General features: G+C 64.6%; 10 protein-coding genes. All 10 read left to right on the top strand.

The genetic code is table 11. The features are described from left to right. The first annotated feature begins 50 nt into the window (after positions 1-50). A complete protein-coding gene (locus ACPFMA_RS14145) occupies positions 51-323 on the top strand; it encodes a hypothetical protein (RefSeq protein ID WP_420056511.1) in 273 nt (90 codons plus the stop codon). A gap of 186 nt (positions 324-509) precedes the next feature. Beyond that, the gene (locus ACPFMA_RS14140; RefSeq protein WP_425928004.1) at positions 510-2,396 is read left to right on the top strand and encodes a 3-dehydroquinate synthase; all 1,887 of its coding nucleotides are present in this window, start codon (positions 510-512) and stop codon (positions 2,394-2,396) included. Further along, a complete protein-coding gene (locus tag ACPFMA_RS14135; RefSeq protein ID WP_279898602.1) occupies positions 2,393-3,280 on the top strand; it encodes a UbiA family prenyltransferase in 888 nt (295 codons plus the stop codon). The genes ACPFMA_RS14140 and ACPFMA_RS14135 overlap by 4 nt, the downstream gene beginning before the upstream one ends. Further along, complete coding sequence (locus tag ACPFMA_RS14130) at positions 3,277-4,017, top strand: EboA domain-containing protein (RefSeq protein WP_425928003.1); 741 nt, start codon at positions 3,277-3,279, stop codon at positions 4,015-4,017. Before ACPFMA_RS14135 ends, ACPFMA_RS14130 begins: the two co-directional genes overlap by 4 nt. 56 nt (positions 4,018-4,073) lie before the next feature. Continuing rightward, the gene (locus tag ACPFMA_RS14125) at positions 4,074-4,958 is read left to right on the top strand and encodes a TatD family hydrolase (protein WP_009405369.1); all 885 of its coding nucleotides are present in this window, start codon (positions 4,074-4,076) and stop codon (positions 4,956-4,958) included. After that, positions 4,955-6,190 carry a metabolite traffic protein EboE gene (eboE, locus tag ACPFMA_RS14120; protein WP_425928002.1) on the top strand — a complete coding sequence of 412 codons (1,236 nt, stop codon included), beginning with the start codon at positions 4,955-4,957 and terminating at the stop codon, positions 6,188-6,190. Before ACPFMA_RS14125 ends, eboE begins: the two co-directional genes overlap by 4 nt. Continuing rightward, on the top strand, positions 6,177-7,613 hold the full coding sequence (locus ACPFMA_RS14115; protein ID WP_425928001.1) for an alkaline phosphatase family protein: 1,437 nt from the start codon (positions 6,177-6,179) through the stop codon (positions 7,611-7,613). The genes eboE and ACPFMA_RS14115 overlap by 14 nt, the downstream gene beginning before the upstream one ends. Continuing rightward, positions 7,592-8,746: a hypothetical protein gene (locus ACPFMA_RS14110; RefSeq protein ID WP_420056517.1), complete on the top strand. Its 1,155-nt coding sequence runs from the start codon at positions 7,592-7,594 to the stop codon at positions 8,744-8,746. The genes ACPFMA_RS14115 and ACPFMA_RS14110 overlap by 22 nt, the downstream gene beginning before the upstream one ends. Before the next feature lie 10 nt (positions 8,747-8,756). After that, the gene (locus ACPFMA_RS14105; RefSeq protein ID WP_425930556.1) at positions 8,757-11,156 is read left to right on the top strand and encodes a hypothetical protein; all 2,400 of its coding nucleotides are present in this window, start codon (positions 8,757-8,759) and stop codon (positions 11,154-11,156) included. 73 nt (positions 11,157-11,229) lie between these two features. Beyond that, positions 11,230-12,285: a hypothetical protein gene (locus ACPFMA_RS14100; protein WP_425930555.1), complete on the top strand. Its 1,056-nt coding sequence runs from the start codon at positions 11,230-11,232 to the stop codon at positions 12,283-12,285. Positions 12,286-12,316 lie beyond the last annotated feature (31 nt).

Raw genomic sequence — 12,316 nt, 5'->3', positions numbered from 1 at the left:
TCCGGGCCATTCAGTCACACATCGAAAGGTACCACAGAGGGATTTATCGGATGGAATACTGGATCGACCTGCTGGACTGGCCGGCCATGGCGCTGACCGTACTGGCTGCCTGGTGCATCGGTTCGCGCCGCCCGGGACGCCGCAAGCTCGGCTTTTGCTGTTTTATCGCCAGCAACCTGCTGTGGGCCCTATGGGGCTGGCAGGCACAGGCCTGGGCGTTGATCGCGTTGCAGGTGTGCCTGTGCGCCATGAACCTGCGTGGCTGGAAGAAAAACACCCGGATGGATGCCGAGGCAACCGTTGCGAAAGCCGCCGACACCTAAGTCGGCAATTCGTTCAGCCGGCGCCTTGCAAAAGCCCGGCGACCGGCTAAGTTTGTGACAACCGTCAAATTAGCCATCAAAACAATATCACCCGCTCCCGGAGACCTTTTTTCTTCCGAGCACTGACGCTCAGCCTCAAAACACTGAAACGGACATCAGTTACAACACTATCAAGAGGGATGCTTGATGAAGCGCGCTCCTTGGCGTCGTGCACCCGCAAAACGGGTGTATGCCGACCCCTTCTGGGTATCGGTGATTTGCTTTTCGGGGCTGGTGATCGCCAGCTTCCTGGCATTCGAACAGCAGATCCTGGATTTCCTCACCCACCTCGAGACGTACCTCCCCGAGACGCCCGCGCAAAAAGCCAACCTGGCCCTGCTGCTGATCGCCCTGCTGGCGCTCGACGTGGTGCTGCCGGTGCCATCAAGCGTGGTGGCGTTGCTGGCCGTGGCCGCGCTGGGCGAAACCGGCGGTTACCTGGTGATTTTCCTCGGCCTGTGCCTCGGCGCCTGGCTGGGGTATGCCCTCGGCGCCGGGTATTTCCGCATGCTCGCGGGTCGCCTGGGGCTGCATCGTCGTCAGCCGGGGCAGCTTGTCCGCACGCTCGGCACCCTGTCGTTGATCTGCCTGCGCGGCGTCCCCGTCCTGGCGGAAACCTCGGTAGTGGCTGCCGGCATGCAGCTCTACCCGCTGCGCCGCTTCGTCCTGGTCACCACCCTGGCCAATGCCGGCCTGGCCTTGGCGTATGCCTTGGCATATAGCGCCGTGGGCAGCTTCCTGGCAGAGCAAAATGCGCTGCTGGTCACCCTGTGCGCCGGCATGGTCCTGCCCGGGCTGTTCATGGCCGGTCATGGCCTGGCGAAGAAACTGCGCGGGCAAGCCCAAGAGCACGCGCTGCGTGGGCGTTTCACCGTCAGCTACGACTACCCGGTGCTGTTCACCGATCACCTGTTCGCCCCGGGCAATGACTGCCTGCGCCAGCAGCTGACCGCCGGGCAGCATGGCCGGGTGACCGTGCTGATCTTTGCCGACCAACGACTGCTGCAATGCAACCCGCAGCTTGCGGGGCAAATCTCGAGCTGGTTCAGCGCCCGCAGCGCCGACCTGCACCTGAAGGCCGCGCCGATCAGCGTGGCCGCCGGCGAGCTGAGCAAGACCGACGAGGTAGTGCAACAGCTGTACGCCGACATGCTGCACCACGGCCTGGACCGTCATTGCTATGTGCTGGCCATGGGCGGTGGTGCCCTGCTGGATTCGGTGGGCTATGCCTGCGCAACCTTCCACCGCGGCATTCGCCTGATCCGCATCCCGACCACGGTGCTGGCGCAGAACGACGCCGGTATCGGGGTAAAGAACGGCATCAATGCCTTCGGCCAGAAAAACCTGCTGGGCGCCTTCTACCCGGCCAATGCGGTGATCAACGACTTCCAGTTGCTCACCAGCCTCGGCCGCCGCGACCAGCTCGCCGGCCTGGCCGAAGCGGTAAAGGTGGCGTTGATCAAGGACGGGACGTTTTTCCAGTGGATGGAGCAACAAGTAGACGAGCTCGCCCGCTTCGAGCCTGCCGCCAGCCGCCACGCCATTCGCCGCTGCGCCGAACTGCACCTGGCGCATATCACTGGCGCCGGCGATCCCTTCGAACGTGGCAATGGCCGCCCGCTCGACTACGGCCACTGGGCCGCGCACAAACTGGAAAAACTCGGCCAGCACCGCCTGCGCCATGGCGAAGCGGTAGCCGTGGGCATGGCCCTCGATGCGCTGTACGCCAATGCCCTTGGCCTGCTCGGCGATGCCGATAGCGAACGGATCATCAACCTGTTGCAACGGCTGGGTTTCGACCTGTGCCCGCCGGAACTGGGTTTGAAGGATGCGCAGGGGCGCTCCCTGGTGCTGCTGGGGCTGGAAGAGTTCCGTCAGCATCTGGGGGGGCGCCTGTCGATCCCCATGCTCGACCGCATCGGTGGCTGCATCGACCTGCATGAAATCGACGATCGCATCATGGAGCAGGCCTTGCTTCGGCTGTCCGTCCTTGGTGCATCGCCCTTCCATCTGCACGAGGGCTATGCGCAATGAGCCAGGCACCGAACCTCAAGGCCTGGATGACCCTCGGCAGGGTCTCCAACCTGCCCACGGTGTGGACCAATTGCCTGGCCGCTGCGCTCCTGGCCAGCAGCGCCGGCGCCCTGGCACCACCGTCAGCGCTGGTGTGGATCCTGCTACTGGTGACCCTGTCGCTGTTGTACCTGGCCGGCATGCTATTGAACGACCTGCTGGATGCCGATTGGGATCGACAGCACAACAACCCGCGCCCGATCACCCTTGGCCTGGTCAGCCGCCAGCAGGTGCGCGTCGCCTCGTGGCTGCTGCTGGCCCTGGCCGGCACTTCGGCACTGGGCCTGAGCCGGTTGATCGAACAGCCTGGCTGGTTGCTGGGCAGCGTCACCCTGCTGGTCGGCTGCATCCTCGGCTACAACCTGTTGCATAAGAAATACGTGCACAGCGTCTGGCTGATGGGCGCCTGTCGCTCGGCACTGTACCTGTGCGCCGCAGCCAGCCTGGCGGTACCGCCCGAGCCCATCTGGCTCTGCGCCATCCTGCTGGGTGTCTACATCAGCGGCCTGACCTACCTGGCCAGCCAGGAGCACCGCAACCGCTTGGTCAGCCGCCTGCCCCTGCTGCTGATGCTCAGCCCGCTGGCCTTGGCGGTGTACGCCGAAACCCTGTGGTTCTGGCCCGTGTTGCTGCTTTGGCTCGGCTGGCTGGGCCGACACTACTGGCTGCACCTGGCCAACCCTCGGCACCTCAAGGTCCGCGCCTTCATCGGTGCAGGCCTGGCAGCACTGCCGCTGTTCGACGCGCTGGTGATGGCGGTGGCCAACCAGCCCGTGGGCAGCCTGCTGTGCGTGCTGGTGTTCTTCCTGCTTCCTCGCCTGCAACGCTGGATCAAACCGACATGAGCATGGACGTGACCCTGCGCGACACCGGCCTGGCCGAATGGAACCAGGCATTGACAGCGCTGCTCGACATCAGTGAGCAGCAATGGTGGCTGCAAGCGCGCAACCGCCTCGGGCAAACCGCGGACGCCAACGGCGCGGCGATGCTGAGCAGCCAGTGCAAGCGTCATCTGCGCCGCCAGGCAGTGCCCGGCGTCGAGGGCCGGGACTCGATCGAGCTGGCCCGTGCGCTGCTGCTGGCCCAGGTCAGCGGGGCCCATCCCGCGCACGCCCGGCCAGCCTTGCTGCAGCAGTTGTTCCTGTGGGGCGACGACGAGGAAAAGATCGCCCTGCTCAAAGCCCTGGACTGGCTCGATAGCCAGGGCGCCTGCGTGGATCTGGCCCTGCTGGCCGGACGCACCAGCAATCCGCGGGTATTCGCTGCTCTCGCCCTCGACAACCCCTACCCGTCCCGCCATTACCCCGAGCGTGCGTTCCAGCAATTGCTGCTCAAGGCCCTGGGCATGGGGCTCGACGCTGGCCGGGTGATCGGCATCGAGCAACGCCGCGGCGCCGAACTCAACCAGCTCGCCCTCGACCTGATGGACGAGCAACTGGCCGCCAACCGTGCCGTGCCGGCCAGCCTGCCGCGGCTGATTGCCTTCCAATTGCTGGAACCGGCCCAGCGCCAGCGCCTGGCGGACCTGCACCGGCAAGGCCGCTTGCCGGCGGAGTGGCAGGCGCACTGCGCCGGGCCCTGAACAGCATTTACGCCATCGAACACCCGATCATTCCCCGCAGTAGATGAGGATTCAGCATGCCCAAGTATTTCGATCCACACATCCACATGGTCAGCCGTACCACCGACGACTACCAGAACATGGCGGCCGCCGGCATCACCGGAGTGATCGAGCCGGCCTTCTGGCAGGGCCAGGCCCGGACCAGCGTCGGAAGCTTCGCCGACTACTTCGATACCCTGGTGGGCTGGGAGCGCTTCCGCGCCAGCATGTTCGGCATCCACCACTTCTGCACCATCGGCATCAACCCCAAGGAAGCCAACAACCTGCAGCTGGCCCAGGAGGTGGTGAACATCCTGCCGCGCTACCTGGTGAAGGACGGCGTGGTGGCGGTTGGCGAGATCGGTTACGACGACATCACCCCCGAGGAGGACCGTTTCCTCGCCCTCCAGCTGGACCTGGCCAGGCAGTTCAAGCTGCCGGTGCTGGTGCATACCCCGCACCGCGACAAGATCGGCGGCACCAAGCGCACCCTGGCGGTGATCCGCGAAGTGGGCATCCCGGAGCACCTGGTGGTGATCGATCACCTCAACGAACTGACCCTGCCCCTGGTGCTGGACAGCGACTGCTGGCGCGGCCATTCGGTCTACCCCAACACCAAGATGTCCGAACAGCGCATGGTCGCGCTGCTCCAGCAATACGGGACCGACAAGATGATCGTCAACAGCGCCGCCGACTGGGGCGTGAGCGATCCGCTGAAGGTGCCGAAAACCGGCCAGGCCATGCGCGAAGCGGGCTTCAGCGAGGCCCAGGTGGAACAGGTGCTGTTCCATAACCCGGTGGATTTCTTCGCCCAGAGCGGCCAGCTGGACAAGACGCTGGTCAGCACGCCGCTGCCCATCGACCAGCGCAAGACCTGGCAGGATAACTCCGCCCTGCGCGGCCAGGACCCGGTGGTCAAATGAGCGCCGCCACGGGCTGGACGCCCAGCCAGGTCGGCTATTGCAGCAACGTGCACGCGACCCGGGACCTGGCCGGGCTGCGTGCTTCCATCGACCGGCACTTCCAGGCGGTACGCCGCCTGCGCGGACTGGACCATCAGGACAGCGGCCTGTGGATCTGCGCCCACGCCGCCGGCCAGTTGCAGGAAGTGGCGGCACGCCGCCAGTTCCTCGACCTGCTGGAAGAAACGGGCCTGCGCCTGACCTCGCTCAATGGCTTTCCCTATGGTGAATTCCATAAGGGTGCGGTAAAGGCCGTCGTCTACCTTCCCGACTGGTCCATGCCCGAACGCCTTGCCTACAGCCTGAACCTGGCGCGCATCCTGGCGCACGCCCTGCCGGCCGGGTGTGCCGAGGGGGTGATTTCCACCGTCCCCCTCGGCTACGCCGCCGGCTGGAGCCCGTCATTGCAGCAACGTGCCGAAAACCAGCTGCGCCAGCTCACCGCCGGCCTGGCCCGCTTGCACGGGGAGACGGGAAAAAAGGTGGTGTTCTGCCTGGAAATGGAACCTGACTGCGTGCTGGAGAACACCGACCAGGCCATCGCCTTCTTCCGCCACTGGCAGTCCAGCGATCCGCACCATGGCTATCTGGCGCTGTGCTTCGACGTCTGCCACCAGGCCGTGATGTTCGAAGACTGCTACCGCTCGTTGCAACGGCTGCAACAGGCCGGCGTGCCGATCGGCAAGATCCAGCTGTCCAGCGCCATGATCTGCCGCCTGCCGGACCAGGACGCCCCGCACTTCAGGCAGGTGCTCGACGTCCTTGCCGGTTTTTCCGAGGCCACCTACCTGCATCAGGTCAAGGCCCGCGACCACGACGGCCGGCTGATGGCCTGGGCCGACCTGCCCGCCGCACTCGACGAGTGCGCCAGCCATCCAGGCCGCTATCGGGAATTGCGCATTCACTTTCACGTCCCGCTGTTCAGCGAGCAGCTGTTGCTGCCCGAACTGCGCGGCAGCCAGCACGCCCTGGGGCAGACCTTCGACTACCTGGCGGCCCACCCCGGCCTGCGTCCGGTACTCGAAGTGGAAACCTACAGCTGGGGTGTCCTGCCCGCGCAACTGCGGCCCACGGACGAACAGGCCCAACTGCGCGGTATCGGCGCCGAGCTGGACTGGGTTCAAGCCCAACTGCGCCAACGCCGCCTGCTGCAACAACCGCTGCATGAAGGACTTGCCGATGCCTGCCCGTAAACCCCTGCTGCTGATCAATGTGGTCGGTCTGACGCCCGCGCTGCTAGGGGCCAACACGCCGCATATCAACGCCCTGCTGAAAACCGCACGGATGGCCAGCCTGCAACCCTCGTTCCCGGCGGTGACCTCCACCGTGCAGGCCTCGATCCTGACCGGCGCAGCGCCGTCACAGCACGGCATCGTCGGCAACGGCTGGTACTTTCGCGAGCAGGCCGAGGTGCGCTTCTGGCTGCAGCCCAATGCGCTGATCCAGGGCGAGAAGGTCTGGGAAACCCTCAAGCGCGAGCTGCCCGGGTTCCGCTGCAGCCAGTTGTTCTGGTGGTACAACATGTACGCCGATGTCGATGCCTCGATCACCCCGCGTCCGCACTACCCGGCCGACGGGCGCAAGATCTTCGGCCTGTACTCGTCGCCGGCGGGGCTGCACGAACGCATCGAAGCGCAGATCGGCGAGTTCCCTTTCCCCGGTTTCTGGGGCCCGGCCGCGGGCATTGCATCGAGTCGCTGGATCGTCGATTGCGCCCTGCTGGAGTTCCAGCTCAACCGGCCCGACCTGCAACTGATCTACCTGCCGCACCTCGACTACAGCCTGCAGAAGGTCGGCCCCGATCACCCGTCGATCGGCGCCGAAGTGCGGGCCATCGATCATGAGGTCGGGCGCTTGCTGGAATTCGCCCGCGACCAGGGCGCGGCGGTGATGCTGTTGTCCGAGTACGGCATCGAAGCGGTCGAGCGGTCGGTATCGATCAACCGCGTATTGCGCGAGGAAGGCCTGCTGCAGGTGCGCCAGTCGCTGACCTGGGAATTGCTCGATCCGGGCGCCAGCGCCGCCTTTGCCGTGGCCGATCACCAGATCGCCCATGTGTATGTCAGGCGGGCTGCGGACATTGCCCGGGTCAAGGCCCTGCTGGAGCGTCAACCCGGCATCGAGCAGGTGCTGGACAAACATGAGCAGCGCACCTGGCAACTGGATCACCCGCGCAGCGGCGAATTGGTGGCCGTCGCCGCGCCGGGATGCTGGTTCGATTACTACTACTGGTTCGACGACGCCCGGGCGCCGGACTTCGCCCGCACCGTGGATATCCACCGCAAGCCCGGCTACGACCCGGTGGAGCTGTTCGTCGATCCGGCCATTCGCTTCCCCAAATTGAAAGTGGCGCGCCGCCTGCTGCAGAAAAAGCTCGGCTTTCGCTACTACATGGACCTGATCCCGCTGGACACCGGACTGGTCCGCGGCAGTCATGGACGTCCGCCTGCCAGCGAGCAGGCCGGGCCGTTGCTCATCACCGATTGCGACGTGCCATTGCCGCGGAGTATGGCGGCAACGGCGGTCAAACCTCTGCTCCTTCGGCATTTCCTGGGGCAGAACCTTAACGACCTGGCCAATGCCAAGGAGCACATATGCGGCGAGCCATTTCAATAACCGTTCTCAGTACACTGGCCGGACTGGCCCAGGCTGATAACACCAACCCCTTCGATTGCAGCAATTTCCTCACCTTCAACGGCAATCAGGCCCAAGCCCTGGCACAGCTCAAAGCGAGCAAGGAAACCCTCAGCTGGAACTGGTTCAACTGCCTGAACCAGCCTGCCGCCAATGGCCTGGACCGGGTCTGGGAAACCCTCAAGCCGTCGGACCAGGTGTACCTGGCCAATGGCGCCAATCCTGGTGCCTACACGCTGGCGCCGCCGCCCCAGGCAGTGACGGAAGCGGCCGCCGGGATCCCGGGGATGAACACCCAGCGAGCCTTCCACAACCTCAATGCCATCCTGCAGGTCGATGGCCTGCCGCTGGAAATGGATGGCAAGACCGTGCCGGCGTCGCAACGCGGCAAACCGGTGCGCTTCCAACTGCTGATGAGCGAATCCACCTTCGACTATATCGTGCAGAAAGGCGTCTACAACACCAACGGCCAGAGTGCCCTGACCGCCAACCTGGACTTCCCGGCCACGTCCTGGGAGGCAAAAGCGGGCTGGTTATGGATCGGCACCGATACCACCTACCAGAAGCAGCTGGAGGACGATGGCTACTACATCGCCCAGGCCTATTACCAGAATGACGACGGCAGCTACACGGTCGGCTATGCCGCGCTCAGCGCCCTGCACGTAATCAACAAGCTGGTTCCCCAGTGGGTCTGGACCACCTTCGAGAACGTCAACAACAGCAAATACACGGTCACCAACGCCATTCCGCCGAAGCCGATGACCAACAGCACCGGGCCGACCGCCGAGGCAGTGCCTGTCAACGCCCAATTCCAGCAGTGGTACGGCAACCTGTCGCGCTACGAACTGATCGGCACCCAGATCGATAGCAACCCGAAACTGCTGGCCAACTCGCAGCTGGAATCGGCGTTCCAGAGCCAGTCCTCGTGCTCCGCCTGCCACGGCACGGCGGCCTATTCCAAGGACGACGGCTACTTCAACTTCACGCTCAGCGGCCAGGATGGCAAGGACGGCATCGTCTACCCCACGGCGCCTTTGCCGGAGACGGCGTTCAAGGGCTACAACAAACTCGATTACGTCTGGTCGCTCAAGCGCGCCCAGTGGCAGCGTCCTTAAGGAGCACGACATGAGCGTATTGAACTTCCCCCGCATCTACTTCAAGGGCCACATGTTCTGGAGCCCACCCACGGGCAACAACAACGACGTGCTGCCGCTGTACGACGCCGTGAACATGAAGATGAACTGGGACTTCCTCAGCCAGTACCAGATCACCCCGGAAAACGCCGCAGAGAAGCTGATTCCCTGGATGATCCAGTACCAGCAGTTGTCCAGCGCACCGAAGGCGGTCATCCAGGCGCCGCCGAATGCCGGTGGGGACGGAATCGTGCCCGCCGAGTGGAACTTCTTCGGCGACAACGCCTGCGGCACGGTGTCGTACAAGGACACCGTCTCCACCATCATCGGTGGCGAAGGCCCCGGCGGCGGCTATATCGACAACGACCCGCTGATAAACCAGCCCTACAACCTGTACGGCAACCCATTCGGCAGCGACACCCCGACACCAGCCCGCTTCGTCGATGTCAGCCCCTGGCAGAACACCTTCACCGCGCTGTACTTCGACCGCCTGGAGCTGGGCAACGCTGCCTGCGGCCTGACCGCCACCCGGCAGTACCGCATGCTCGATCGCTTCCTCAACTTCAACTGGGCCGCCTTCAAAGGTTTGCTCACGGTGACCGCCACCTGGCAAACCTGCTTCCCGAAAGCCAACCTGCAATGGCGGCTCGGCGACTCGGTACTGCTGAAGAACCTCCATGACCAGTTGGACCAGCCAGGCGTGCAAGGCCTTATGTTCCGCTTCTGCAGCTACCTGACCGCCTACGACTACAATGGCGTGTTCAACGACCAGCCACCGGTGAGTGCGTCAAAAGACCCGGCGAAGCTGCAACGGATGTACCAGGCGGCGCTCGACAACCCCATCGATATTTTCTTCAACCCGGCCTATGGCTGCACTTCGGGGGTGCTGGGGCTGTGGCACGACGGCGAGTACCCTACGGCTCCCGACGGCCAGCGCCTGGTGGCGAAGACCGCGGTGGCGGTTCCGTCCTCCTACAACCAGAAGCCCAAGGCGGTAGAACTGGGCGTGATCTCGGCGCTGGTCCATGACAACCGGCTGTCGCTGGACCTGATGAACAGCTTCCCGTTCATCCAGGGCCCCGCCAAGCCGGGCATCGACCCGCTGATTCCACAACCGCTGAAACTGGACCTGGGCGCGTTCGATATCGGTACCACCCAGGGCGACACCTTCGTTCCGCTCGTGCCGCCGCTTTCGTTCGACTACACGAAGTATCAACAGGACGCGTTCGATCACCAGTCCGGCCTGCTCGACCTGCCCCTTACGCCAGCCCAGGTGACCCAGCTGACCGGGGACAATCCGCTGGCGCTGCGCAAACAGGGCGACCAGGTGCCAACGTCGGTCCAGCAGCCCTGGACCGCCGAAGTGATCGAAAGCGGCAGTTTCCTTGACGTCGGCCAGACCAAGGAGCTGAAGATCATGGTGCAGAAGAACGGCAAGCCCGCGGCGAACCTCGACCTGCTGGTGGCGCAATACAACAACCTCTACCTGCTGGGAACCTCCAGCTACTACCTCGGTACCCGCAACAATCCGAATTTCGTCCTGTTCTACGACCATACGGACGACGGTTCGCAAGAGCAGAACAAGGAGAACCTTCCGCAGTTCACCGATTCGGCCGAGGTCACCACCCAGGCAACCGAAGGCGCGGGGCGCAGGCTGGTGGCATTCGTCACCGAAGAGCCGGACACGCCAGGGACGCCCGTCTTCTATCAGGACTATCGCAAGACCTGTGTCGGGGTAAACGTGGGCGCCTGCCTGCGCTTCGAGAACCGCGAGCCATCGGCGATCCGCTATCTCAAGCCCGAAGCCGGGCTCAAGCCCGACAGCCAACTGGTGGAGTACGACTACAAGCGCATCACCACCGACGCCAACGGCATCGCCACCGTAACCGTCACCGGGGTGAACCCGGGCTTCCCCACCTTGCGTTTCTATCCCGACGAGGACGGCACCGCCGACATCCTCTTCAGCTTCGACTACCTGAGCGCCTATGTGGACTTCCTTGCGCCGATACGGGTACTTCCGAGCGAGGACGACCTCAAGCAGCGCTTCGTCGACAAGTGGAACGAGGTCTACCAGCAACAGGATGCGGCCCAGGTGATCTGGGACAGCTTTATCTACCCGGAGATCTTCCAGATCTACTACTACCTGTACCCGATCATGAACAAATACATGCCGCTCAATAACCTGAAGCGGATCGAGGGCGCGATTGGCCAGCTGATACGCCTAATCAGCAAGCCGTACCAGGAAGAAAGCACCCTGGCCATGCCCATCACCCGCGACATGCCGCAAGGTCGTCGCTCGGTGCTGGAGCTCTGGGCGCAGAAGCTGGTGCAGCGCAACTACCCGCCGGTCAAGCTGAGCATGGCCGACTACGACACACTCAACGTCAACTGACAGGCTGCGCCGGGTGACCGTGATGTCGCCCGGCGTTTTTCCTCGATGAGGCACCGCATTGCAGGGATGACCCATGCCATTGCCCATTCATATAGCGCAACACCTGCGCGAAACCCTTCGCCCGTCCACCCTTGTCGCCAGCTGCCTGCTTAACCCCCGCGGCGTCCATCTCGCCGAGGACGGCAGCCTGCTGCTGGTCGAAGCCGGCAGCGGCCAGCCGGGCGACCCCTTCACCGGGCGGATCAGCCGCCTGCCAGCCGAGGCCGGCAGACCAGGCGCCTGGCTGCCGCCCCGGCCCCTGGCCGAGGGCTTCCGCGCCATGAACATGCAGGCGCGCATGCTGCGCGACGAAATCATGGGGCTGTCCGATATCGCCTGCGGCGAGGGCCGCTGCCTGGTCAGCCAGACCGACTACGTGGCCGGTTCCAGATTGCTTGATCTGCAGTACAGCCCCCCGGAGCCGGTGTGCCACAGCCAGGGCAACCTCAATGCCCTGTGCTACCACCCGACCCTGCGCAGCTGGCTGGCGGTCAAGCCCGATACCAACGAGCTGGTGGCGTTCCGGCCGGGAGAGCAAGAGCAGGTGCTGGTGCATCTGCCGGACCTTGCCCAGGGCCAGGAAGCCGTCCCGGTCACCCTGGTCCACGAGCCGGCGACCGATGCCGTGCTGATCAGCCTGTTCTCCGGTGAGCTGCATGCCACGCCCGAACGCAAGGGCGTGGACTTCGCCGACAGGGCCGGCCAGGTGATCCGGGTCTGGCCGGACAGCGGCAGGATCGAGGTGCTGATCGATGGCCTGCAACTGCCCACCGGGCTGGCCCTGGACACGCAAGGCAACCTGCTGGTGCTGGAACTCTGCGAGAGCCTGCAGCAACCGCTGACCGCCGCCTGGAACAGCGAGGCGCTGCATGGCGGCTTTACCCGCTTCAGCGGGCGGCTGCTGCACTGCGACCTGGGCAGCGGAGAGGTCAGCGTGCTGGCCCGCGGCCTGGATACGCCGTCCAACCTGTGCCTGGTGCCGGGCGGGGTGCTCGTCAGCGAAGGCATGGGCCTGCAGGGCCGGCCATTGCCTACGCCGGACGGCGCCGTGGTAGCGCTGGAAGGCCGCTTGCGCCTGGTACAGCTCTGAACCAGGCGGATCCTGTGGCAGCCGCCAAGGA

Origin of the sequence: Pseudomonas sp. NyZ201 (assembly GCF_049860765.1) — a bacterium.
Classification (GTDB): domain Bacteria; phylum Pseudomonadota; class Gammaproteobacteria; order Pseudomonadales; family Pseudomonadaceae; genus Aquipseudomonas; species Aquipseudomonas bharatica.
The sequence above is the reverse complement of the archived record's forward strand: the minus strand, read 5'-3'. Positions and strand labels throughout refer to the sequence as shown.